Origin of the sequence: Candidatus Solirubrobacter pratensis (assembly GCF_000425945.1) — a bacterium.
In the GTDB taxonomy this organism is placed as follows: Bacteria; Actinomycetota; Thermoleophilia; order Solirubrobacterales; family Solirubrobacteraceae; genus Solirubrobacter; species Solirubrobacter pratensis.
Genome location: NZ_AUEK01000009.1, coordinates 1 through 22,902 on the forward strand (window position 1 = coordinate 1; position 22,902 = coordinate 22,902).

General features: G+C 73.6%; 27 protein-coding genes. 14 read left to right on the forward strand and 13 right to left on the reverse strand.

Annotated elements, in window-relative coordinates:
- Nucleotides 1–335 precede the first annotated feature (335 nt).
- The 4 genes from H958_RS37030 to H958_RS0113310 are packed head-to-tail and all read right to left on the reverse strand — an operon-like array spanning nucleotide 336 to nucleotide 3,067.
- The gene (locus tag H958_RS37030; protein WP_081685853.1) at nucleotides 336–1,562 is read right to left on the reverse strand and encodes an aminotransferase class I/II-fold pyridoxal phosphate-dependent enzyme; all 1,227 of its coding nucleotides are present in this window, start codon (nucleotides 1,560–1,562) and stop codon (nucleotides 336–338) included.
- A 55-nt stretch (nucleotides 1,563–1,617) separates the two neighbouring features.
- Nucleotides 1,618–2,085, reverse strand: coding sequence for a RidA family protein (locus H958_RS0113300; protein ID WP_028059035.1), 468 nt, complete (start codon nucleotides 2,083–2,085; stop codon nucleotides 1,618–1,620).
- Complete coding sequence (locus tag H958_RS0113305; protein ID WP_051324209.1) at nucleotides 2,082–2,855, reverse strand: enoyl-CoA hydratase/isomerase family protein; 774 nt, start codon at nucleotides 2,853–2,855, stop codon at nucleotides 2,082–2,084. Before H958_RS0113305 ends, H958_RS0113300 begins: the two co-directional genes overlap by 4 nt.
- Nucleotides 2,855–3,067 (reverse strand): biotin/lipoyl-binding carrier protein, encoded by a 213-nt coding sequence (locus H958_RS0113310; RefSeq protein ID WP_028059037.1) that lies wholly within the window; start codon nucleotides 3,065–3,067, stop codon nucleotides 2,855–2,857. The genes H958_RS0113305 and H958_RS0113310 overlap by 1 nt, the downstream gene beginning before the upstream one ends.
- 240 nt (nucleotides 3,068–3,307) lie before the next feature.
- On the opposite strand from H958_RS0113310, the gene H958_RS0113315 reads away from it, so the two are divergent.
- Together H958_RS0113315 and H958_RS0113320 are read left to right on the forward strand one after the other, a co-directional pair.
- Nucleotides 3,308–4,021: a lysophospholipid acyltransferase family protein gene (locus H958_RS0113315; protein ID WP_051324210.1), complete on the forward strand. Its 714-nt coding sequence runs from the start codon at nucleotides 3,308–3,310 to the stop codon at nucleotides 4,019–4,021.
- 22 nt (nucleotides 4,022–4,043) lie between these two features.
- Nucleotides 4,044–4,463 (forward strand): hypothetical protein, encoded by a 420-nt coding sequence (locus H958_RS0113320; RefSeq protein WP_028059039.1) that lies wholly within the window; start codon nucleotides 4,044–4,046, stop codon nucleotides 4,461–4,463.
- Nucleotides 4,464–4,466: 3 nt separating this feature from the next.
- On the opposite strand, the gene H958_RS37035 is transcribed toward H958_RS0113320, so the two are convergent.
- The 5 genes from H958_RS37035 to H958_RS0113345 form a co-directional block, all read right to left on the reverse strand.
- A complete protein-coding gene (locus H958_RS37035) occupies nucleotides 4,467–5,879 on the reverse strand; it encodes an MFS transporter (protein WP_037410093.1) in 1,413 nt (470 codons plus the stop codon).
- Between the two features lie 63 nt (nucleotides 5,880–5,942).
- Complete coding sequence (locus H958_RS0113330) at nucleotides 5,943–6,800, reverse strand: hypothetical protein (protein WP_028059040.1); 858 nt, start codon at nucleotides 6,798–6,800, stop codon at nucleotides 5,943–5,945.
- Nucleotides 6,801–6,809: 9 nt separating this feature from the next.
- Nucleotides 6,810–7,196, reverse strand: a complete 387-nt coding sequence (locus tag H958_RS37040; protein ID WP_051324211.1) for a cupin domain-containing protein — start codon at nucleotides 7,194–7,196, stop codon at nucleotides 6,810–6,812.
- Nucleotides 7,193–8,020 (reverse strand): SDR family NAD(P)-dependent oxidoreductase, encoded by an 828-nt coding sequence (locus tag H958_RS0113340; RefSeq protein WP_028059041.1) that lies wholly within the window; start codon nucleotides 8,018–8,020, stop codon nucleotides 7,193–7,195. The genes H958_RS37040 and H958_RS0113340 overlap by 4 nt, the downstream gene beginning before the upstream one ends.
- Nucleotides 8,021–8,079: 59 nt before the next feature.
- The gene (locus tag H958_RS0113345; protein ID WP_051324212.1) at nucleotides 8,080–9,264 is read right to left on the reverse strand and encodes an acyl-CoA dehydrogenase family protein; all 1,185 of its coding nucleotides are present in this window, start codon (nucleotides 9,262–9,264) and stop codon (nucleotides 8,080–8,082) included.
- 33 nt (nucleotides 9,265–9,297) lie between these two features.
- On the opposite strand from H958_RS0113345, the gene H958_RS0113350 reads away from it, so the two are divergent.
- The 8 genes from H958_RS0113350 (at nucleotide 9,298) to H958_RS0113390 (ending at nucleotide 17,380) form a co-directional block, all read left to right on the forward strand.
- On the forward strand, nucleotides 9,298–10,083 hold the full coding sequence (locus H958_RS0113350) for an enoyl-CoA hydratase/isomerase family protein (protein WP_028059043.1): 786 nt from the start codon (nucleotides 9,298–9,300) through the stop codon (nucleotides 10,081–10,083).
- Complete coding sequence (locus H958_RS0113355) at nucleotides 10,068–10,856, forward strand: arginase family protein (RefSeq protein WP_028059044.1); 789 nt, start codon at nucleotides 10,068–10,070, stop codon at nucleotides 10,854–10,856. Before H958_RS0113350 ends, H958_RS0113355 begins: the two co-directional genes overlap by 16 nt.
- Complete coding sequence (locus tag H958_RS43320) at nucleotides 10,853–11,785, forward strand: diguanylate cyclase domain-containing protein (RefSeq protein WP_051324213.1); 933 nt, start codon at nucleotides 10,853–10,855, stop codon at nucleotides 11,783–11,785. Before H958_RS0113355 ends, H958_RS43320 begins: the two co-directional genes overlap by 4 nt.
- Nucleotides 11,786–11,792: 7 nt before the next feature.
- Nucleotides 11,793–13,340 (forward strand): acyl-CoA carboxylase subunit beta, encoded by a 1,548-nt coding sequence (locus H958_RS0113365; RefSeq protein ID WP_037410094.1) that lies wholly within the window; start codon nucleotides 11,793–11,795, stop codon nucleotides 13,338–13,340.
- Between the two features lie 87 nt (nucleotides 13,341–13,427).
- Entirely contained in the window at nucleotides 13,428–14,600 is a 1,173-nt protein-coding gene (locus tag H958_RS37050) for a sensor domain-containing diguanylate cyclase (protein ID WP_051324214.1), read from the forward strand.
- 32 nt (nucleotides 14,601–14,632) lie between these two features.
- A complete protein-coding gene (locus H958_RS0113375) occupies nucleotides 14,633–15,457 on the forward strand; it encodes a BKACE family enzyme (RefSeq protein ID WP_231379255.1) in 825 nt (274 codons plus the stop codon).
- Nucleotides 15,454–16,548, forward strand: a complete 1,095-nt coding sequence (locus H958_RS0113380) for a CaiB/BaiF CoA transferase family protein (protein WP_028059047.1) — start codon at nucleotides 15,454–15,456, stop codon at nucleotides 16,546–16,548. Before H958_RS0113375 ends, H958_RS0113380 begins: the two co-directional genes overlap by 4 nt.
- A gap of 79 nt (nucleotides 16,549–16,627) precedes the next feature.
- Nucleotides 16,628–17,380: a thioesterase family protein gene (locus H958_RS0113390; protein ID WP_028059048.1), complete on the forward strand. Its 753-nt coding sequence runs from the start codon at nucleotides 16,628–16,630 to the stop codon at nucleotides 17,378–17,380.
- Here H958_RS0113390 and H958_RS37055 read toward each other — a convergent pair.
- The 4 genes from H958_RS37055 to H958_RS0113410 form a co-directional block, all read right to left on the reverse strand.
- Nucleotides 17,319–18,617, reverse strand: a complete 1,299-nt coding sequence (locus tag H958_RS37055; RefSeq protein ID WP_196807340.1) for a cytochrome P450 — start codon at nucleotides 18,615–18,617, stop codon at nucleotides 17,319–17,321. The genes H958_RS0113390 and H958_RS37055 overlap by 62 nt on opposite strands.
- Before the next feature lie 10 nt (nucleotides 18,618–18,627).
- On the reverse strand, nucleotides 18,628–19,035 hold the full coding sequence (locus H958_RS37060) for a universal stress protein (protein ID WP_037410095.1): 408 nt from the start codon (nucleotides 19,033–19,035) through the stop codon (nucleotides 18,628–18,630).
- A 66-nt stretch (nucleotides 19,036–19,101) separates the two neighbouring features.
- A complete protein-coding gene (locus tag H958_RS0113405; protein WP_028059049.1) occupies nucleotides 19,102–20,310 on the reverse strand; it encodes an SLC13 family permease in 1,209 nt (402 codons plus the stop codon).
- The gene (locus H958_RS0113410; protein WP_028059050.1) at nucleotides 20,310–20,675 is read right to left on the reverse strand and encodes a hypothetical protein; all 366 of its coding nucleotides are present in this window, start codon (nucleotides 20,673–20,675) and stop codon (nucleotides 20,310–20,312) included. Before H958_RS0113410 ends, H958_RS0113405 begins: the two co-directional genes overlap by 1 nt.
- A 59-nt stretch (nucleotides 20,676–20,734) precedes the next feature.
- Between H958_RS0113410 and H958_RS37065 the strand changes: the two genes are divergently transcribed.
- From H958_RS37065 to H958_RS0113430, 4 genes are read left to right on the forward strand one after another with little or no spacing between them, the layout of a single operon-like run.
- A complete protein-coding gene (locus H958_RS37065; protein WP_037410097.1) occupies nucleotides 20,735–21,562 on the forward strand; it encodes a carbon-nitrogen hydrolase family protein in 828 nt (275 codons plus the stop codon).
- On the forward strand, nucleotides 21,562–22,164 hold the full coding sequence (locus H958_RS0113420) for a TetR/AcrR family transcriptional regulator (protein WP_028059051.1): 603 nt from the start codon (nucleotides 21,562–21,564) through the stop codon (nucleotides 22,162–22,164). Before H958_RS37065 ends, H958_RS0113420 begins: the two co-directional genes overlap by 1 nt.
- Before the next feature lie 11 nt (nucleotides 22,165–22,175).
- Nucleotides 22,176–22,313: a hypothetical protein gene (locus H958_RS46260; RefSeq protein ID WP_156027964.1), complete on the forward strand. Its 138-nt coding sequence runs from the start codon at nucleotides 22,176–22,178 to the stop codon at nucleotides 22,311–22,313.
- On the forward strand, nucleotides 22,310–22,900 hold the full coding sequence (locus H958_RS0113430) for a hypothetical protein (protein ID WP_028059052.1): 591 nt from the start codon (nucleotides 22,310–22,312) through the stop codon (nucleotides 22,898–22,900). The genes H958_RS46260 and H958_RS0113430 overlap by 4 nt, the downstream gene beginning before the upstream one ends.
- The last annotated feature ends 2 nt before the right edge of the window (nucleotides 22,901–22,902 follow it).

A 22,902-nucleotide genomic window follows, 5' to 3' on the forward strand; every position in this document is an offset into this window, starting at 1 on the left:
CGGGCAGCGGTAGATCGCGGCGGCGGCGAGGATCGCCGCAGTAGCCGAGGGCCCCGCCTGGAATCGCGGCGGCGGGGATCGCGGCCCGCGGCGGAATCGCGGCGGCCGGCGGCGGAGCATCGCGGCGGCCGCGGATCGCGCGGGGGCGCCAACGGTGCTTGCGGCCCGCGGCCGGGGATCGCGCCCCGCGGCGGGGGATCGCGCCCCGCGGCGGGGGATCGCGCTCCGCGGCGGGGGATCGCGCTCCGCGGCGGGGGATCGCGCTCCGCGGCGGGGGATCGCGCCCCGCGGCGGCGATCGCGCCCCGCGGCGCCCCGCCCCCCGCGCCCCCGTGCCTACGCCGCCTCGGCCAGCCCGTCGAAGACCTGGTGCGCCGCCGCGACCGGCACGCCGGCGCCCGGGCGGAAGCCGCACTTCAGTGCGGCGCGCCCGAGGACCGTGGCGACCTCGCGGAGCTCGGCGCGGGTGTGGGAGGCCATGACCGCGAGCCGGATTCGAGCGGTTCCCTCGGGCACGACCGGCGGGCGGATCGCCTCGGCGAAGACGCCGGCCTCGAGCGCGACGTCGACGATCCGCGCCGCGAGCTCGGAGTCGCCCACGACAAGCGGCACGACGTGCGCGGCCGCGCCGCTGACCTCGAAGCCCTCGCGCGCGAGCTCCTCGCGCAGCGACTCCGCGTTGGCGCGCAGCTTCTCCACCCGCCGCGGCTGCTCCTCGAGCAGTTCCAGCGCCGCCATCGCGGCGGCCGCGGCGACCGGCGGGAGCGCCGTCGAGTGCAGCAGCGTCCGCGCGCTGTGGACGAGGAAGCGCGCGGTCACGTGGTCGCAGGACGCGAACCCGCCGTAGCTCCCGAGCGCCTTGGCGAGCGTGCCGGTCACGACGTCGACCTCGCCCTCGAGGCCGGCCTCCGCGACCGCGCCCCGGCCGCCCGGGCCGAGCGCGCCGAGCGCGTGCGCCTCGTCGACCAGCAAGCGTGCGTCGAACCGGCGCGCGAGCGCGACGATGTCCCCCAGCGGCGCGACGTCGCCGTCCATGCCGAACATGCCGTCCGTCGCGATCAGCGCGGCGCGCCCGTCGCACTGGCGCAGCGCCCACGCGAGGTGGTCGGCGTCGCCGTGGCGGTAGGCGACCACGTCGGCGCCGGACAGCCTGCAGCCGTCGACGATCGAGCAGTGCGAGAGTTCGTCGTGCAGCACGACCTCGCCCCGCCGCGCGAGCGCCGGGATCACGCCCAGGTTCGCCAGCGCGCCTGAGCCGAACAGCAGCGCCGCCCGCTGCCCGGTGAACGCGGCGAGCCGCTCCTCCAGCCGCCGGTGCAGCGTCATCGTGCCCGAGGACACGCGCGCGGCGCCCGCGCCGACGCCCCAGCGCATCGCGGCGTCCGCCGCCGCCTGGCGCACGCGCGGGTGATCGGCGAGGCCGAGCGCGTTGCCGGAGCACAGCAACAGGACCGGCCGCCCGTCCAGCACCACCCGCGGGCCCTGGGGCCCTGAGACCATCCGCATGCGCTGGTGGAGGCCGAGCTGGTTCAGCTCGTCCAGGCGGTCCTCGAGATCCAGCATTGAATCCTCCCTGGGCCGCGCCGGGCCCGGGCATCGGGTGGCTGCCCGGCGGACGCTACGGCCCCGGCCGGACGACTTCCGCGACGAGCTCGATCTCGACCGCGATGTCGAACGGCAGCTCGGCCATCCCGACCGCCGAGCGCGCGTGCTTGCCGGCCTCGCCGAAGACCTCGACCAGGAGGTCGCTGCAGCCGTTGATCACGGCCGGTGTGTCGTTGAAGCCCGGCGCGCAGTTGACCATCCCGAGGACCTTGACGATCGCCCCGACGCGGTCGAGCGAGCCGAGCTCGCGGCGCAGCACGGCGAGCAGGTTCAGCCCCGTCAGCCGCGCCGCCTCGCGCGCCTGCTCGCCGGTCAGGTCGCGTCCCACCTTGCCCTTGACGAGCCCGCCCGCGTGCCACGGCCCCTGGCCGGAGACGAAGATCAGGTCGCCGGTCACGCGTGCCGGCAGGTAGCTGCCGGCCGGGATCATCATCTCCGGCAGCTCGATCCCCAAGTGGCGCAGCCGCTCTTCGGGCGTCATCGGCCCCTCCAATCCGGCGCGCGCTTGTGCACGAACGCGCGCACGCCCTCGGCGAAGTCCTCGCTGGCGAACGCCTGCGCGCGCAGCGCCTCGAGCTCGGCCAGGACGCGCTCGTCGAGCGGGGCGGCGAGCAGCTCGCGCAGGACGCGCTTGTTGCCGCGCTGCGAGAGCGGTGCCAGGCCGGCCACCTCGGCGGCCAGCGCGACGCCGCGCGCCGGCGCCTCCTCGCGCGGCACGACCTCGTTCACCAGGCCCCATCCGAGGGCGACCGAGGCATCGATCAGCTTCCCCGTCAGGAACAGCTCGCGCGTTCGCGCGGCGCCGACGGCGTCGATGAACCGGCGCAGCCCCGTGTGCGAGTAGACGAGCCCGAGCCGCGCGGGCGGCATGCCCATCCGCGCGCCCTCGGCCGCCACGCGCAGGTCGCACGAGAGCGCGAGCTCCAGCCCGCCGCCGATCGCGTGCCCGTTCATCGCGGCGACGACCGGGACCTCGACCGCGTCCAGCGCCTCGAGCGCGCGCTCGAACGGGTTCGCGACCAGCTCGGCCGCCTCTTGCGCCAGCCGCTCGGGCGCGAAATGGCCGATGTCGTAGCCGGCGCTGAAGATGTCGCCGGCGCCGGTCAGCAGGACGCAGCGGGCCTCGAGCTGCGGCAGCGTGTCCGCGAGCGCGTCGAGGATCGGCCGGTCCAGTGCGTTTCGCTTCTCCGGGTTGGAGATCGTCAGCCGGGCGACATGCGGCGCGGGATGATCGAGCTCCAGCGCGCCCACTACCCCAGCTCGACCAGCGGATCGCCCTCCGAGACGGCCTGGCCCTCTTCGACGAGCACGGCGGTCACGGTGCCTTCGTCCTCGGCCTCGACGGGCATCTCCATCTTCATGGACTCGAGGATGACGACGGTGTCGCCCTCCTCCACCGCGTCGCCGACGGCGACCTCGATCTTCCAGACGGTGCCCGTGATGTGGGCCTCGACCTGCGCCACTGCGCCTCCGCTCCTCGTGTTTCGGCGCACGATATCGACCGCAGGGCGATCCCCGCCGGTCTCAGTGTGTACCGCTGGGCGATAGGTCGACGTGCGGCGGATCGCCACCATTGCGCACGTCGGATGTCGCGACTCTCTCCTCCCGCGGCACCGGCGAACCGGCGAAAGGAAGCGGTGGACCGGGACTCCTGGACGGCCCGGTCCGCCGCGTCCGCCGCGGGCGCACTAGGCTGACGTGGGATGCCGGAGCCCGAGCTCGTCAAGCTCAAGGAGCAGGTCTACAAGGACCCGCGCCCGAAGGAGCACTTCGACTCCTACCACGAGCGCACGCGGACGACGAAGCCCAACTTCGTCTATGAGCTGACGCGGATCCTGATGAGCCTCATGGCGTGGGTCTTCTTCCGCGCCCGCGGGTACCACCCGGAGCGCGTGCCCGCCGCCGGACCGGTGATCCTCGCGCCGAACCACGCCTCCTTCCTCGACCACTTCTTCCTCGGCGTGTCGCTGCGCCGCAAGGTCCAGTTCATGGCCAAGTCGCAGCTGTTCAAGCCGCCGATGGACAAGATCTTCTCGCCCGGAGGCGTGTTCCCGGTGCGGCGCGGCTACGACGACGAGGAGGCGTTCGTCACGGCGGTCTCCGTGCTCGATCGAGGCGGCGTCGTCGCGATGTACGCGGAAGGCGGCCGCTCGCGCACCGGCGAGCTCTCGGACCGGCCCCGGCGCGGCATCGGCCGCCTCGCGCTGCTGAGCGGCGCTCCCATCGTCCCCGTCGCGATCCACGGCTCGCACCTCGTGCGCAACTGGAAGCGGCTGCGGTTCCCGAAGATCCGCGTCCACTACGGCGATCCGATCGCCTACGAGCGCGTCGCGACGACCACCCGCGAGCAGGAGCAGGCCGTGGCCGAGGCGATCTTCGCCGAGGTCCGCGCGCTCTACGCCGAGACCAAGCCCTGACGTTTCCGGGTAGACCCCGGGCATGGAGGACGACGTCTTCGTCGAGAGCGTCGAGGAGACCCAGACCCGCAACGGCAACGCGCGCTTCGTCCTGCGCGACGGCGACGGCCGCGAGTTCACGACCTTCCGGCCGGCGATCGGGCACGAGGCCGAGCGCTACGAGGGCCGCCGCGCCCACATCGAGTTCCACGAGGAGGACCGCGGGACCTTCCGCAACGTCTACCTCGACTCGATCAAGCCGGCGTCCGAGCCGGAGCCAAGCGACGGCGGCACCGATCCGGACGAGACGGCGTGGAACACCGCGGTCGAGGCCGCGCCGTGGCTCGTCGGCTCGCGCGAGCCGTCCAAGGCGGTCGATCCGGACGAGCTGTTCGAGCGGCTCGAGCCGTTCAAGCGCCGCGTGGCGGATGACATCCGCCACGGCGGCGATGAAGCGGACTGAGCGTCACCCCGCCGCGGGCGCGGGCTCCAGCGCGTCGCGGGACGCGGCGACGCGCCGCCCGGGCACCAGCAGGGCGAGCAGGGCGCCGGCGGCGAGCACGGCGGCGCCGATCCAGATCGCGCTCGTCATGCCGTCGGTGAACGCCTGCGGCGACGCGTAGGAGCCGTGGGCGCCGAAGACAGACGCGAGCACGGCGATGCCGAGCACCCCGCCGACCTCGCGGATCGCGTTCGTCGCCCCTGAGGCCTGGCCGGCCTCCTGCGGGCGGACGGCGTTGAGCACGGCGTTGGCGGTCGGTGCGAAGACGAGCGCCATGCCGGTGCCGGCGAGCACGAACGGGACCACCAGCGACGAGTAGGCGACGGTCGGGGTCGACACGCCGGCCAGCCAGGCGATCGCGATCGCCTGCAGGCTCAGCCCCGCGACCATCAGCGGGCGCGAGCCGATGCGGTCGGAGAGCAGGCCCGCGACCGGCGCGACGAGCATCGGCATGCCCGTCCACGGCAGCGTGCGGATGCCGGCCTCGAGGGGGGAGAAGTGCTGCGTGACCTGGAAGAACTGGGCGAGCAGGAAGATCGAGCCGAAGACGCCGAAGTACATCGCGAGCGAGACGCCGTTGGAGGCGGCGAAGGCGCGCGAGCGGAAGAAGCGCATCGGCAGCATCGGATGCGCGGCGCGCAGCTCCCAGGCGACGAACGCCGCCAGCAGCGCGGCGCCGGCGGCCAGGCTCGCGACGATCTCTCCCGACGTCCAGCCCAGCTCGTTGCCGCGCACGATGCCGTAGACGACGCCGAGCAGGCCGAATCCGGCGAGGCCGAGGCCGGGCAGGTCGAGCTCCTTGGCGGGGCCGAAGGACTCGGTCAGGCGGCGCGCGGCGACCGGGGCGAGCGCGACGCCGATCGGGACGTTGAGCCAGAAGATCCAGTGCCAGCTGATGCCGTCGACCACGGCGCCGCCGACGAGCGGCCCGAGCGCGACGCCGAGCCCGGAGATGCCCGACCACGCGCCGATCGCGAGGCCGCGCTTCTCCGGCGGGAAGGCCTCGCTCAGCAGCGTGAGCGTGAGCGGGGTGACGATCGCGGCGCCGGCGCCCTGGAGCGCACGAGCGGCGATCAGGGCGCCGGTCGCGGGAGCGAGCGCGGCGGCCGCGCTGGAGACGGTGAACAGGCCGAGGCCGATCAGGAACATGCGGCGGCGGCCGAAGCGGTCGCCGAGCGCAGCACCGGTCAGCAGCAGCACGGCGAAGGTGAGCGTGTAGGCGTTGACCGTCCACTCGAGGTCCTGGACGCCACCGCCGAGGTCAGCGCGGATCGACGGCAGCGCGGTGGTGACGACCAGGTTGTCGAGGACGACCATGAACAGGGCGACCGCGGTGATCGCGAACGTCCATCCAGGGTGGGGGCGACGGGAGCTCATGGGAAGTGAGTGTCCACTCACTTCCTAAATCCGTCAAGCGCGGACGAGCGGCGCGGCGCCAAGTTAGTGCTGACTCACTGCGTACTCTCGGAGGACCGGGCTGGACCCCTCCGGGAGCGTGTAGAACGAGCGGCCGCCGGCCGCGAGCGCGATCGACTCGCCCTGGCCCTCGCGGAGCAGCGACACGCCTGCTGTGCACGGCTTGCGGCGCAGCGCGCGCGCGATCGACTCGCCGGCGCGGCGCATCCAGACGTACACGCGGTCGTAGGTGCGCACGACGATCGTGCGCCCGCGGGCATCGGCGCCGGTGACCGCCTCGCCGAGCCCGAGCGAGAGCGTTCCCGCGCGCCGCAGCGTCCCAGGCCCGCGCGCCGTGTAGACGTGCGACTCACCGGAGAGCGACTTCGTGAGGATCACGAGCCGGGACCCGTCGACGAGCAGCGCCTCCGCGTCGTGGGGCCCGTCCGGATAGCGCAGCGCGATCCGCTCGGGGGCGGGCGGGATCCGGTACACCGCGATCTCCTCCCGCGTCGCCGCGTTGTCGCCGATGTCGGCCACGTAGAGCGTGCCGCCCCGCGCCGCGATGTCCTCCCAGTCGACGTTGACAGCGCCGGGCACCGGCACCTCGCGCAGCAGCTTCCCGCGCGTGGAGAGCTCGAACAGCGTCGCCGGGCCGCCCGAGTCGTCGTGCGTCCACAGCGAGCCGCGCGCGAGGACGAGCCCGGAGGCCTCCGTCAGGCCGGGAGCGGCGACGTGCGCGACGACGCGCGAGCGCAGCGGGCCGCAGAGCGCGGGCGCCGACGGCGTCGTCGCCGGCCGCGCGGGCGAGGACGGCGACGCCGCGGGGCGCGCGCCTCCGCCGCAGGCCGCGAGCGCGAGGGCGGCGGCGACCGCGGTCGTCTTGGGCCGCCGGGGGATCACCCCCGCAGGCTACGTCGTCGGGCGGTCCGCCCAGGGGACCTCGACGGAGTCCTCGGTCGGCGAGTCGCGCGCGACGACGTACTCGGCGGGCGAGGTGTCCGACAGGTTGCGCACCGTGTGCGTCACGCGCGGCGGCACGTAGAGCATGTCGCCGGCGTCGACCACGAGCGACTGCTCGAGCTGGTCGCCCCAGCGGATCTCGATGCTGCCGATGAGCATGTAGAGCGCGCTCTCGCACGCGTCGTGGTAGTGCGGGCGCCCGCGCGAGCCGGCGGGCACGCGGAAGATGCCCATGTAGATGTTGTGCGCCCCGGTCGTGGCCTGCGAGATCTCCGCGCCGCCCACCACGCCGCGCGGGACGTCGCGCTCCTCCGAGGTGGCCTTGACGAGCTTCACGTCGTCATCCCCGTGAACTGGCCGCCCGTGATGTTGAGCACCTGGCCGTGGATGAAGTTCGACCACGGCGAGCAGAGGAAGAACACGCCGCCCGCGGCCTCTTCCGGCGTGCCCGGCCGGCCGAGCGGGATCACCATGGAGGCGACCGAGCGCATCTGGTCCGGGATGCCGAGCTGGACCGTCTGCCCGTCGATCTGCATCGTGTTGCCGGAGTCCTTGGACGCCGTGAGCCGCGTCTCGATCCAGCCGAACGCGACCGCGTTGACGTTGATCTTGAACTGGCCCCACTCCTTGGCCAGCGTCTTGGTGAGCCCGACCACGCCGGCCTTGCCGGACGAGTAGTTGGCCTGGCCCGCGTTGCCCATCGTGCCGCTGATGGACGACACGTTGACGATCTTGCGGAACACCTCGACGCCCTGGTCGCGCTCGGCCTTCGCCGGCTCGCGCAGGTGCGGGGCGGCCGCGCGGACGACGCGGAAGGGGACGATCGTGTGGATGTCGAGCATCCGCTGGAACGCCTCGTCGGACATCTTGTGCAGCGGCGCGTCGATCGTGTAGCCGGCGTTGTTGACGATGATGTCGACCTTGCCCCAGGCGTCGACCGCGGTCTCGATCAGCGCCTCCGGGGCCCCGGGCTTGGTCAGGTCACCGCCGTAGACCGCCGTCTCGCCCGCGATCTCGGACGCCGCCTGCTCGGCGAGGTCCGCATCGAGGTCATTGATGATCACCTTGGCGCCGTGCTCGCTCAGCAGCTCCGCGGTCGCGCGGCCGATGCCGCGCGCCGAGCCGGTAACGATCGCCACCTTCTCGTCGAGGACTCCCATGGACCGGCAACATTAGCCGGTGCGAGGAAGCCCGACTATCTGATGCCCTAGGGCGGACCCTAGAGCCCGTACGAGCGGCCGATGACGTCGAGCATGATCTCGTCGGTGCCCGCGCCGATCCGGTTGAGCCGCAGGTCGCGCCACGCGCGCTCGATGCCGTACTCGCGCATGTAGCCGGCGCCGCCGAAGATCTGCAGGCATTCGTCGGCCACCTCGCAGCACATCTGCGCGGCGTGCAGCTTGGCCATCGAGATCTCGCGCACCGGGTACTCGCCGTTGGCGAAGCGCCAGGCGGTCGTGTACGTGAGCTGGCGGGCGGCCTCGATCTTGGTCGCCATCGCGGCGAACTTGTGCCGGATCACCTGGAAGTGGCCGATCTCGCGGCCGAAGGCCTTGCGCTCGAGCGCGTAGCCGAGCGTGCGGTCGAACGCCGCCTGGGCGCCCGCGACGCAGCCCGCGGCGCCGATCAGCCGCTCGCCCTGGAGCTCCCACATGATCTGGTAGAAGCCCTTGCCGACCGTCCCGAGCACGGCCGAGTCCGGGACCCGCACGTCCTGGAACGCCAGCAGCGCCGTGTCGGACGCGTGCATGCCGAGCTTCTCCAGCCGCTTCTCGCGCACCACGCCCGGCAGGTCCATGTCGACCAGGAACAGCGTGAAGCCGTCGTATCCGGCGTCCGGGTCGGTCTTGGTGACGAGCACGATGAAGTCGGCGCGGTGGCCGTTGGTGATGTAGGTCTTGGAGCCGTTGATGACCCACTCGTCGCCGTCGCGGACCGCGCGCGTGCGGATGCCGGCGACGTCGCTCCCCGCGTCGGGCTCGGTGATGCCCAGGCAGGAGATCCTGTCGCCTCGGATCGCCGGCACGAGGTAACGCTGCTTCTGCTCCTCGGAGCCGAACTGGAGGATCGGCGGCGTCGCCATGTCGGTGTGCACCGCGACGCCCATGGCCAGGCCGCCGGAGTGCGACCCCGACAGCTCCTCGGCGAGCACGAGGTTCGCGAAGTAGTCCCCGCCCTGACCGCCGTAGGCCTCCGGCATCGAGAGCCCGAGGAACCCGAGCTCGCCCATGCGGCGGAAGACGGAGTCCGGGAAGGTCGTCCGCTCCCACTCGTCCGCGTGCGGCGCGAGCTCGCGCCGGACGTAGGAGCGGATCGACTCGCGCAACGCCTCGTGCTCGTCCGTGAAGATGAAGTGGCGGCGCGGCGCCGCGTGGTCGGGCTTGAGGACGTCGCTGGCGGCCATGCCGTGACGTTACCCGGTTAGGCTCCGCTGCCGATGGCCTTCCAGACCCTCCGCTACGACGTCGCCGGCACCGGGGTGGCGACGATCGCGCTCGACCGTCCCGAGGCGCGCAACGCACTCTCGGACCAGGCGCTCGACGAGCTGCTCGCGGCGTTCGAGCAGGCGCGCGGCGACGACGCCGTCCGCTGCGTTGTGCTGACGTCCACGCACGAGAAGGTGTTCTCCGCCGGCGGCGACCTCGGCCAGTTCGCGTCCGAGGACCCGCTGATCTCCAAGTATTTCGCAACTGACCGCTTCGTGCGCCTGTTCAAGCTGATCGGCGGCCTCGGCAAGCCGTCGCTGTGCGCGGCGAACGGGCACGTGCTGGCGGGTTCGCTCGGGATCGCGCTCGCGTGCGACCTGATCATCGCGAAGGAGACGGCGCGCTTCGGGACGCCCGAGATCAACGTCGGGGTGTTCCCGTTCATGATCATGGCGCTGATCTACCGCAACATCGGCCGCAAGAAGGCCACCGAGCTGATGCTGCTGGGCGAGCAGATCTCCGCGCGCGAGGCGGAGCGGATCGGGATCGTCAACCGCGTGGTCGCGCCGGACGAGTTCGACGCCGCCGTCGACGAGTGGGCGCGCAGCCTGGCCGCCAAGTCGCCGCTGCTGATGCGGATGGGCAAGGACGCGATGTTCCACCAGCTCGACATGCCGCTGGCCGACGCGCTCGAGTACCTGCACGCGCAACTCGCGCTCGCGTTCTCGACCGACGACATCAAGGAGGGCGTGCAGGCCTTCTTCGAGAAGCGGGAGCCCAGGTGGACCGGCCGCTGAGCGTCGCGGTGCTGCGCTGCCGCACCTCCGACCGGACGCCGGGCGGCGCGCTGGGCGCCGAGGCGCTCGGGCTCGCGCTCGATCCGCAGGCGCGGCTCGTCGGTACGCCGGGCGGCGCGAGGATCGCGGACTTCTCCGAGGACCTGCGCGAGTCGCACGGCTGCATCCTCGAGGCCGGCGGACAGGTCGACGACATGCTCTCGGCCGGCTCGTTCCCGGTGCTGACGGCCTCGGACTGCACGATCTGCATGACGACGTTCCAGTCGGTCGTGCGCCACCGGCCGCTCGTCCGCGTCCTGTGGCTCGACGCCCACGGGGACTTCAACACGCCGGAGACGACGCCCAGCGGCTTCCTCGGCGGCATGTGCCTGGCGGCCGCGTGCGGGCGCTGGGACAGCGGCTTCGAGCCGTCGATCGAGCCCGGCCGCGTGCTGATGTGCGGCGTCCGCGACCTCGACCCCGGCGAGCGCGTGCTCGTCGAGACCGCGGGCATCGGCATCGCGCGCCCCTCGGAGGTCGCCGAGCTGCTGCGCAGCGAGGAGGTCTACATCCACCTCGACCTCGACGTGCTCGATCCCGACGTGCTGCCGTCGCAGTTCGCCGTCCCGCATGGGCTGAGCGACACCGGGCTGCGCACGCTGCTGGGCGAGCTCGGCCGCTCGGCCTCGGTGATCGGGCTCGAGGTGACGGCGTTCGAGGCGCCCGAGGACGACGCCGAGCGCGCGCGCCGCGTGGACCTGATCGCCGGCATCCTCGCGCCGCTGCTGTCGTGAACGATGCCCTCGGCGACCCGGCGCGGCTCGCCGCGCTGGCTGCGAGCGGGCTGCTCGACTCGCCGCCGGAGAAGGCGTTCGACCGCTTCACGCGGCTGGCCGCCGAGGTGCTCGGCGTGCCGGTCGCGCTGTTCACCCTCGTCACGCCCGACCGGCAGGTGTTCAAGAGCTCGGTCGGGCTCGGCGAGCTGCGCGAGACGCCGCTGTCGCACTCGTTCTGCCGGCACGTGGTCGAGGCCGGCGCGCCGCTGGAGGTCGTCGACGCCCGCACGCACCCGCGCGTGCACGACAACCCGGCGATCCAGGACTTCGGCATCATCGCCTACCTCGGCATGCCGCTGGTCACGGCCGGTGGCGTCCGGCTCGGTTCGCTGTGCGCGGTCGACCACGCGCCGCGCCAGTGGACCGGCCGCGATCACGGCGTGCTTGAGGATCTGGCCGCGGCCGTGATGGCCGAGGTCGAGCTGCGCCAGGCCAACCGCCAGGTCGCGGCGGCGGCCGCCGAGCTGCACTTCGCGGCGACGCACGACTCGCTCACCCACGTCGGCAACCGGCGCGCGCTGCTGGCCGACCTGGCGGTCGTGCTGCACGACCGCCGGCACGCGACGCTGCTCGTGCTCGACCTCGAGGGCGTGCGCGAGTTCAACGACGCGCACGGCCATGCGGAGGGCGATGGCCTGCTGACGCGGCTCGCCGAGCGCCTGGAGGCCGCCGTCGTCGCCGACGGCCACGTCTACCGGCTCGGCGGCGCGCACTTCTGCGCGCTCGTCGCGGGCGCGGCGGCGGACAGCGTGATCGCCGCGGCCGCGACCGCGGTCGAGCAGCGCGGCGACGGCGTGTTCGCGCGCGTGGCGGCCGTCGAGCTGCCGCGCGAGGCGGCCGACGCCGACGCCGCCCTGCGCCTCGCCGGCGCGCGCCTGGCAAGGTGATCGTCTGATGCTCCGACCACTCGCCGAGGACCTCGCCGAGCGCCGCGCCCGTGCCCGCCTGGGCGGAGGCGAGGAGCGCATCGCGCGCCAGCACGACGCGGGCAAGCTCACCGCCCGCGAGCGGATCGCCCTGCTGATCGACGACGGGACGTTCACCGAGCTCGGGATCCACGCCCAGCCGCACTTCTCCCAGCGCGCGATGGAAGGCCGGGACGCGCCGGCCGACGGCGTGATCACCGGCTACGGCAAGGTCGACGGCCGGCTGGTCGCGGTCGCCGCCTACGACTTCACCGTGATGGCCGGCTCGATGGGGATGACCGGCGAGATCAAGGTCGCGCGCCTGCGCGAGCTGGCGCTGACCAAGCGGATCCCGATCGTGTGGCTGCTCGACTCGGCCGGCGCGCGGATCCAGGAGGCGGTCGGCTCGCTGTTCGCCGGCACCGGCCACCTCTTCCGCGAGGAGGTCGTGATGAGCGGCGTCGTCCCCCAGGTCGCGGCGCTGATGGGCCCGTGCGCGGCGGGCACGGCCTACATCCCGGGGCTGGCCGACTTCGTGCCGATGGTGTCGGGGCGGGGCTCGATGGCGCTGGCCGGACCGCATCTGGTCCGCGCGGCGATCGGCGAGGACGTCACCCAGGAGGAGCTGGGCGGGGCGCGCGTGCACTGCCGGAAGTCCGGCGTCGGCGACCTCGAGGTGGCCGACGACCAGGAGTGCATCGCGCGGATCAAGCAGTACCTCTCCTACTTCCCCGCCAACTGCGAGGAGCGGCCGCCGGTGCGGCCGGTGCGCGACCCGGTGGACCGCAGGGAGGACGCGCTGCTGGACATCCTCCCGGACTCCAACCGCAAGCCGTACGACATGTACGACCTGATCCGGCTGATCGTCGACGACGGCGAGTGGTTCGACCTCAAGCCCAAGTGGGCGCGCACGATCATCACCTGCTTCGCCCGCATGGGCGGGCGCCCCGTCGGCATCGTGGCGTCGCAGCCGCGCCAGCTCGGCGGCATCCTCGACAACGACTCGGCCGACAAGGCGGCCCGATTCGTGACCCTCTGCGACGCGTTCGGGATCCCGCTGGTGTTCCTCGTCGACGTGCCGGGCTTCATGGTGGGCACCAAGGTCGAGGCGGCGGGCATCATCCGCCACGGGGCCAAGATGCTGCACGCCGTGGCCTCGGCCACGGTGCCGAAGATCACGGTGGTCGTGCGCAAGGCCTACGGCGCGGGCTACTACGTCATGAACGGCCGCGCGTACGAGCCGGACCTGATCGTCGCCTGGCCCAGCGCCGAGATCTCGGTCATGGGCGCCGAGGGCGCGGTGGAGATCGTGATGCGCCGCCAGGTCGAGGAGGCCGAGGATCCGGTCGCCAAGCGCGCCGAGCTGGTCGCCGCCTACCAGGGGCTGATCGACGTCTACGTCGCCGCCCGCAACGGGATGATCGACGACGTGATCGACCCGCGCGAGACGCGGCCGACGATCGTCCACGCGCTCGAGCTGTCAGAACGCAAGAAAACGGAGCGTCCATGGCGGCGGCACGGTGTCATGCCCGTGTGATCGAGTACATTCGGATTTCGCCTGGTACAGACGGGCGCCGGGCGAATCGACGTCATGCACGCCGCAGATCGACATGTCCTCGATGCGGTGCCCGTCGGCCTTCAGGTCTGGGAGGCGGTGGGCGACGAGCCGCTCGGCATCACCCTCCGCTACGCGAACGAGGCCGCGAGTGCGTGTCCGCGCGACGACCCCTGGCTCGCGGAGCTGCGCGAGGCGTGCGCGGCGCAGTTCACGGGGGCGATGGAGCTCGAGCGCGGCGAGCGCTGGTGGCGCGCGCAGCTGACGCCGCTCGGGGACCGCTCGCTGCTGGCCACCTACTGGGACGTGACGGTGCACAAGCTCGCGGAGCGCAGCCTGCGGGCGTCCGAGCGGCTGAACCGCGAGATCGTGTCCGGCTTGGTCGAGGGCGTGCTGGTGGTCGACACGTCCGCGCGCGTGGTGCTCGCCAACGAGGCGGTCGCGCGGCTGTTCGGCGTGCGGGTCGCCGAGCTCGTGGGGCGGCCGCTGAGCGGCGTGCCTGTCGACCTGCTCGACGACCGCGGTCACCTGCTCGCCAACGAGGAGATGCCGATGTCGCGCGCGCTGCGCGGCGAGGAGGTGCGGGCCGCGGTCGCGCGGCTCGTGCGGCGCGACGGGACGCTGCTGTGGATCGAGGCGCAGGCAAGCCCGCTGCTCGACGAGGCGGGCGACCTGTACGGCGCGGTCGCGAGCTACGACGACGTCACGCTGCGCGTCGAGCAGGACCGGCGCACGCGCCAGGAGGCCGACACCGATCCGCTGACGGGGCTTGCGAACCGGCGAGCACTGGAGCGCACGCTGATCAGCGCGCTGGCGCGGGCGGCGGCCCGAGGGCGCACCGCCGCGGTCCTGATGCTCGATCTGGACGGCTTCAAGGCGATCAACGACTCGCTCGGTCACGCGGCCGGCGACGCGGCGCTGCGCGAGGTCGGGCGCCGGCTGCGCCGCTGCGTGCGCGAGCGCGACCTCGTGGCGCGGCTCGGCGGCGACGAGTTCGTCGTGCTGCTGACCGACGTGGGCGGTCACTCGGGCGCCGCGGCCGAGGCGTGCGAGCGCGTCGACGCCGTGCTGGCGGAGCCGATCGCGCTCGAGCACGCCGAGGTGAGGCTGGGCGCGGCGATCGGCGTCGCGACGTTCCCGGGTGACGGCGCCGACGCGCCCGCGCTGCTCGCCCACGCGGACCGCGCGATGTACGCGGCCAAGGCCGCCCGCAACGGCCGCCGGGTAGATTCACCCGCCTGACCCTCGCCGACCCGGTCATCCTCACCTGCGCGATCTCGGGCGCGCTCGCGTCGCGCGAGCAGTGCCCGGCGATCCCCTACACGCCGGCGGAGTACGCCGCCGAGGCGCGCCGGATCGTGGACGAAGGCGGCGTGATGATCCACATCCACGCGCGCACGCCCGACGGGAGGCCGTCGCACGAGGTCCAGGACTTCCGCGCGATCACCGAGGCGATCCGGGCCGAGGTCGGCGACGCCGCGATCGTCAACTACTCGACGGGAACGCTGGGCGTCCCCGTCGAGAAGCGGATCGAGTACCTGCGCGCGCTCAAGCCCGAGGTCGGCGCCCTGAACATGGGCTCGATGAACTACGCCAAGTACTCCTCGCGGCGCAAGGACTTCGTCTTCGCGGCGGTGTTCGAGAACTCGTTCGAGACGATCCGGGCGTTCCTGGCGGCGATGCGCGAGGAGGGCATCCGGCCCGAGCACGAGTGCTTCGACTCGGGGCACGTCGCGTCGCTGGACCCGCTGCTCGACATGGGGGCGCTCGAGCCGCCGCTGCAGGTCTCGTTCGTGATGGGCGTGACGGGCGGCATCCGCCCGACGGCGCGCAACGTCGCGCACATGGCCGAGCAGGTCCCCGGCGTGCCGCACCAGTGGGGGGTGATCGGGATCTCGCGAGCGCAGTGGACGCTGCTGGCGGCGGCGCTCTCGCTGGGCGGCAACATCCGCGTCGGGCTGGAGGACAACTTCTACCTGCCGGACGGCGAGATGGCGCGCTCCAACGGGGACCTGGTCGCGCGCGCGGCGCGGATGGCGGCGGACGCGGGCCGGCGGCTCGCGACCGTCGCGGAGGCTCGGACCATGCTGGGCCTGTGAGCGCGCTCGCCGGCCTGCGCGTGCTCGACCTCTCGCGGCTGCTGCCCGGGCCGTTCTGCTCGCTCCTGCTGGCCGACTTCGGGGCGGACGTGATCAAGGTCGAGGACCTCGGCGCGGGCGACTACACGCGCGCCGACCCGGAGGGGTTCGCGGCGCTCAACCGCGGCAAGCGCTCGATCAAGCTCGACCTCAAGTCCGGCGCCGGGCGCGACGCGTTCCTGCGCCTGGTGCGCGGTGCCGACGTCGTGCTGGAGTCGTTCCGGCCGGGCGTGATGGACCGGCTCGGCGTGGGCTGGGAGCGCCTGCGCGAGGTCAATCCGACGCTCGTCTACTGCGCGATCAGCGGCTACGGGCAGGACGGCCCGCTGCGCGACCGCGCGGGCCACGACCTCAACTACCTCGCGCGCGCCGGGCTGCTGGCGCTGAGCGGCGACGCGGACGGGCCGCCGGTGCAGGCCGCGGGCCAGATCGCCGACATCGGCGGCGGCGCGCTGATGGCGGCGTTCGGGATCCTCGCCGCGCTGCGGTCGGGCGAGGGGCAGTTCGTCGACATCGCGATGGCCGACGGCGCGCTGTCCTGGCTGCCGCTGCTGGCCGCGAAGCCGTCTTCCCGGCGCGGCGGGCTCACGCTCGGCGGCGGGATCCTCTGCTACCGGCCGTACCGCTGCGCGGACGGCTACGTCGCGCTCGGCGCGCTGGAGCCGAAGTTCTTCGCCGCGTTCTGCTCGGGCGTGGGCCGGCCGGACCTGATCGACCACCAGTTCGACCCGCCGGGGTCCGACGCGCACGCCGAGGTCGCGGCGATCCTCCTCGAGCGCACGCGCGCGGAGTGGGAGGCGTTCAACGTCCAGCACGACTGCTGCCTGGAGCCGGTGCAGGAGCTCGGCGAGGCGCTCGCGGATCCGCAGTTCCTGACGCGCGACATGGTGCTCGACGGCGCGCTGGGGACGCCGGTGAAGCTGTCGGCGACACCGGGCGACACGTCCGGCGCGGCCCCGGGCCCGGGCGAGCACACCGACGCTGTCCTGGGCGAGGCGGGGCTGACGGGCGAGGAGATCGCCGCGCTGCGCGAGGCGGGCGCGATCGCATGACCGGCGACGACTCGCCCAGAGGGCTCGCGTCGCTGGGAGCAATCGCCCAGGGGGCGATTCTCCCCGGCGAGGTGACGTAATGACCGGCGCGTTCTTCGTCGCGCTCGGCAACGGGCGCTTCCGCGCGACCGAGCACACCGTGGGCCCGTGGGACCCGGGCCACCAGCACGCCGGGCCGGCGGCGGCGCTCCTCGCGGGCATGCTGGACACGCGCGCCGACATGGCGCTCGCGCGGATCACGCTGGAGATCCTCGCCCCGATCCCGCTCGGCGAGGTCGAGGTCGCGGTGGAGGTCGAGCGACCGGGGCGCTCGGTCGAGCTGCTCGCGGCCGAGTTGCGCGCCGGGGGCAGGACGGTCGTCACGGCGCGCGCGTGGCGCGTGCGGCGGGCGGACGAGCGCGTCGCGCCGGCGCACGTGCCGCCGCCGCTCCCCGCGACCGCGCAGCCCTCGCCGCCCGGATTCGGCGAGTTCGGCTACGCGCGCGCGGTCGAGTGGCGCTGGGCGGAGGGCGGCTGGCTCGTGCCGGGGCCGGCGAAGGTCTGGACGAAGCTGCTCGTGCAGGTCGTCGAGGGGAAGGAGCCGACCCCGCTCCAGCGCGTGCTGGTCGTCGCCGACTCCGGCAACGGCGTCTCGGCCGCGCTCGCGTGGAACCGGTACGTCTTCGTCAACACCGAGCTGTCGGTCCACCTCCTGCGGCCGCCCGCAGGCGAGTGGGTGTGCCTCGAGGCACGCACCGAGGTCGAGGAGGCGGGGCTCGCGAGCTCCGTGCTCAGCGACCTGTCGGGACCGGTTGCGCGCGGCGCGCAGGCGCTGTTCGTGGCGCGACGATGACCCGCGCCCCGCGCGCGGGGACGAGCGTCACCGCGCGGCGGGTGACGCGCTCGGAGCCGGCCCGGTCCGGTCGCAGCGTCTCGATCCCGGCGGCGATCTCGCGCAGGACCGCCTTCATCTCGAACAGCGCGAAGCTCGCGCCGAGGCAGCGGCGGACGCCGCCGCCGAACGGGATCCACGTGTAGGTGCCGGCGGGCTGCTCGAGGAAGCGCTCGGGGCGGAAGGCGCGCGGCTCGGGATAGACGTCCGCGCGCGTGTGCATCAGCAGGATGTTCGGGGCGACCGCGACGCCGGCCGGGAGCTCGTAGCCGGCGACCTCCATCGGCGCCTTCAACAGCCGCAGGACGATCGGGATCACGGGCCGCAGGCGCAGCGTCTCCTTGACCACGGCGTCGAGGTAGTCCTCATCGCCCGAGCGCAGCCGCTCCCACGCCGTGGGGTGGCGGGCGAGGCGCTCCAGCGCCCACGCGAGCGCGGTGGCGGTCGTCTCGTGGCCGGCGACGAGCAGCGTGATCAGCTCGTCGCGCAGCGTCGCGTCGTCCATCCCCGAATGCGCGAGCAGCATCGAGAGGATGTCGTCGCGCTCCTCGAGGTCCGGCGCCTCACGGCGGCGGGCGATCTCGCGCGTGAGCAGGTCGTCGACGGGCGTGCGCACGCGCTGGAAGAGCGGGCCGACCCGCTGCGGGCCGGCGAGGATGACGAGCAGCAGGCGCGCGGGATCGGTCGTCCAGTCCAGCAGCGAGGCGACGTGCCGGCGCAGGCGCTCGTCGCGCACGCCGAAGACCGCGCGCATGATCACCTCGAGCGTCAGCGCCTGCATCCGCGGGCGGATCGCGAGCTCCTCCGCGGGCCAGCTCGCGACCTCGTGGCGCGCGATCTGCGCGATCAGGTCTCCGTAGGCCTGCATCCGCTCGCCGTGGAACGCCGGCAGCATCGCCTTGCGCTCGCTCATGTGGTCGGCGCCGTCGAGCAGCAGCACCGAGCGCGGGCCGAGCAGCGGCTTGAGCACGGCGTTGCCCTCGCCGGCGTGCAGGACGCTCGGGTCGCCGGTGAACACCTGCCGGACCGCGTCGGGATGGGAGACCATGACCCAGTCGGCTTCGTTGGCGATCCGCAGGGTGAACGTGTCGCCGAAGCGGCGGCGCAGCCTGGCCGCATACGGGCCGGGCCGCGTGACCCAGCCCAGCGTGTGAAGGGCGCGCGGCCCCTTCGGGCCGGGCGGCAGCGTCGCGCTCACGGGAGGATGCTCACGGCCACGTGAGCACCACCGTACACGGCGCGTGGTCGACGATGAACCGCGTGGCGTGCTCGAGCGAGTGCGGGCCGGGCCGGCGGCCGCTGCGTGCGAGCACCAGCACGTCCGCGCCCGAACACGCACCGGTCACGATCTCCTCCGGGCGGCCCGTCGCGGCGATGCGGTGCACGGTCGCGGGCGTCGCGCCGAGCCGCTCTGCCGCGGCGTCGAGCAGCTCGTTCGCGGCGAGGACAGCGAGCTGCCCGTAGTGGTCGGGCGGCGGGTGGCGCCCGAGCAGGCCGGCGCCGTGGACGATGGGATCGGCGACGTGCAGCAGCGTGATCTCGCGCGCGGGCAGCCCGGCCAGCGCGTCGACGCACGACTCCCACCCGACCGCGGTGATCCAGGCCAGGATCCGCATCGCGTCACCTCGCCCGGGAGCATCGCCCCGTGGGCGATTGCTCCCAGCGACGCGAGATCGCCACCCTCATACGACCAGCCACAGCGCGAAGGTAGCGAGCGCGAGGATCGGGGGGACCGTCAGCGCGCCGAGGCGCAGGAACTCGCCGAGCGGCGGCTCGGCTTCGCGCTCGCGCAGCACGCGCCGCCACAGCAGCGTCGCGAGCGAGCCGGTGTAGGTGAGGTTCGGCCCCGCGTTGACGCCGATCAGGACCGCGAGCACGGTCGCGTGCCCGGCGGCCGCCGCGGCGGGCAGGAGCACGAGCAGCGCGGGAAGGTTGTTGAGCAGGTTCGCGAGCAGCGCCGCGAGGGCCGCCGCCCCGAGCAGCGCGAGCAGCCCCGCGCCGTCCGGAAGCAGGCCGTCGACGAGGTCGCCGAAGCCGTGGCTCGCGACCGTGCGCACGATCAGCCCGAGGCCGAGCACGAAGCCGAGCAGGGGGAGGTCGACCGCGCGCAGCGACGTCCCCTCGAACGCGACCATCGCGAGCGCCCCCGCCGCCGCCGGCCAGGCCGCGTCCAGGCCGAGCGGACCGGCGGCGACGAACCCGGCGAGCGTGAGGGCGAGGACGCCGAGCGGCGCGCGGGGGAGGCGCGGGAGCGCATCGACGTGCGGCGGTGCGGTGGCGGTCGCCGCGAGATCGTCGGCGAACGCCCGGCGCAACGCCGCCCACTCGATCGCGATCGCGACGACCCACGGCAGCGCCATCAGCGCGGCGAAGTGCGTGAACGAGAGGCCGGACGCGCGGAAGGCGAGCAGGTTCGTGAGGTTGGAGATCGGCAGCAGCAGCGACGCCGAGTTCGCGAGGTGGGTGCACGCGTACAGGTGCGGCCGGCTCGGCAGGCGGGCCTTGGCGGCGGCGGCGAACGCGGCGGGCGTGAGCAGCACGACGGTCGCGTCGAGCCCGAGCACCGCCGTCACGCCCGCGGCCGCGGCGAACACCAGCGCCAGCAGCCGCGTGCCCGAGCCGCGCGCGCCCACCGCCATCCGCGCGGCGAGCGCGTCGAACAGCCCGGCCCGCTCGCAGCCGTCGCCGAGCACGAGCAGGGCGGCCAGCACCACGAGCGTCGGGACGAGGTCGGCCGCCTCGTCGCGCGCGTCGTCCCACGACAGGAACCCGGCGGCGATCAGCACGGCAGCTCCGGCGAGCGCCACGACCGCCTCCGGCGCCCGCTCGTGCCGGACGACCGCGGCGACGAGCGCCGCCGCGAGCGCGACGAAGGAGACCGCCTCGGCCATCAGCGCCGGAGCCGCGCGTCCCCGGTCGCGCCGTCTCGCGCCGTCACCACCGCGCCTCGTGGCGCTCCATCACGCCGTAGCCCGGGCGTCTTGCGCGTCCAGGTCTCGCCGCCGTAGCGCGACGTCGCCTCGATCGAGCGCCCGGGCGTGACGCGCAGCGACAGCACGCCGTCCACGCGCGCCCCTTTGCGCGTCACCGCGACGCCGCGCCACGAGCGCCGGTGGCGTTCCGTCAGGACGCCGCGCTCGCGGTCCCAGACCACCCACCACGACACCCGCGCCGGCCCCACCTCGGCCCACGCGACGCACGCCATCGCGCGGGCGCTGAACGCACCCAGCCGGCACCATCGCGTCGGGAGGCTCATGCCCGGACGATATGCTCATTGACTGACCGGTCAATCCGGTAGCGAAGGAGACCTTGCCCATGCGCGCCGCCGCCGTCCAGCTGCAGTCGACACCTGATCGCGACCGCAACCTCGAGGCCGCGGACCGCCTCACGCGCGCCGCCGCCCGCGACGGCGCCGAGCTCGTCGTCCTGCCCGAGAAGTGGCCGGTGCTCGGGACGCCCGAGCAGACGATCGCCGCCGCCGAACCGTACGACGGACCGCTCCTGCGCTGGGCCTCGGACCTCGCGCGCGAGCTCGGGATCGACCTCGTGGCCGGCTCGTTCTCCGAGCGCACCGGCGGCGACCGCGGCGCGAACACCTCGATCCACGCCGGCCCCGACGGCGAGATCAAGGCGACGTACCGCAAGATCCACATGTTCGACGTCGAGGTCGGCGGCAAGGTCTACAGGGAGTCCGAGCGCGAAGCGCCCGGCGACGAGATCGTGCTGAGCGAGACGGCGCAGGGCACGGGCCTCGGCCTGACGATCTGCTACGACCTGCGCTTCCCCGAGCTGTACCGGATCCTCGCGGTCCGGGGCGCACAGGTCATCGCCGTCCCGGCCGCCTTCACGCTCGCCACCACGCGCGAGCACTGGGAGGTCCTCCTGCGCGCCCGCGCGATCGAGGACCAGGCGTTCATGGTCGCCGCCAACCAGGTCGGCGAGCACGCGCCCGGCTATCGCTCCGGCGGGCGCTCGATGATCGTCGACCCCTGGGGCGTCGTGCTGGCCCAGGCGCCGGACAAGGAGACCTTCGTGATCGCCGAGCTCGACCTCGAGCGCCAGCAGGAGATCCGCCGCACGCTGCCCTCGCTGGCCAACCGCCGCCCAGAGGCGTACCGGTGGCCCGCGGAGGTCCCGGCCTAGTGGCCGCGCCAAGGCAGGCCTCGGTCGACAAGCGGCGGCTCATCCTCGACGCCGCCGTGCGCGTGTTCGCGCGCCAGGGCTTCCACATGTGCCGCGTGTCGGACATCGCCGACGAGGCGGGCGTCGCGTATGGGCTCGTCTACCACTACTTCCAGTCCAAGGACCAGGTCCTCGACACGCTGTTCCTCGAGCGCTGGGACGTGCTGCTGGACGCGATCCGCGAGACCGACGCCCACGACATCCCGGCGCGCCAGAAGCTCGAGGCGATCGCCGGCTTCATCATCGACTCCTACCGTCACGATCCCGACCTGATGAAGGTGATCATCGTCGAGGTCACGCGCGCGGCGAACTCGTTCGGCGCCGCCCATCTCGGGAAGATCACGGAGGCCTACGGGCTCATCCAGGGCGTGGTGGAGAAGGCGCAGCAGTCAGGTGAGTTCCGCACCGAGATCCCCGCCGAGTTCGCCGCGGCGACGTTCTACGGCGCGCTCGAGCAGGTGCTCACCGGCTGGATCTTCGGCACGCTCGAAGAGGGCGAGGACGCCTACGACCGCGCCAAGGCGCACCTCGTCGAGACGATCAGCGACGGCCTTGCCGCATAGACTCCGCCGCCATGTCCGACAACGAACTCGTCAAGCGCCTCGCCTGGTCCGGCCTCGTCGCCGGCATCGGCGCCCTGGCCTCGATCGTGACGACACGGGTCGCCGCGTTGGTTTTCCGCCGCATCTTCGGGGAGGATCCGCCCGAGTGAGAGAGGACGACGACCCGCAGCGCACGCAGGAGATGGACTCCCTGCCTGACGCCGAGCATTCCGGCCTCGGCGCCACGGCCGCGCGCGCGGAGGCGCAGGCGGCTGCCGCCGAGGCGGAGGCCCAGGCGCAGCGCACGCGCGCCGAGGCGCGCGCCGCGGACGTGCGCGCAGAGGTCGCGCAGACCGCCGCGCGCCGCGCCGAGGAGGAGACCTCGAAGGCGCACGAGCAGGTGGAGTCGGCCGAGCAGACCGAGGAGAAGCTGTCGCGCAAGGAGCGCAAGGCGCGCGAGCGGGCCGAGCAGGCCGCGGCCGAGGCGGAGGAGGCGCGCCGCCACGCCGAGGAGGCCGCGCGGCTGCGCGCGCAGACCGCGCGGGCCGAGCCGGCGCGGCTCAGCGGCACGCAGCTCACGTCGCCCGGAATCGGGTCGAGCACCGATCCCGCGGCCGCCGCGGCGGCGCAGCAGCCGTATGCGCAGCCGCCGGCGCCGGCCGAGGAGGGTCCGCTGGATCGCCCAGAGGTCCAGATCGGCCTCGCGTTCGCCGGCGCGTTCGTCGCCGCGCGCGTCCTCAAGCGGATCTTCGACTAGAC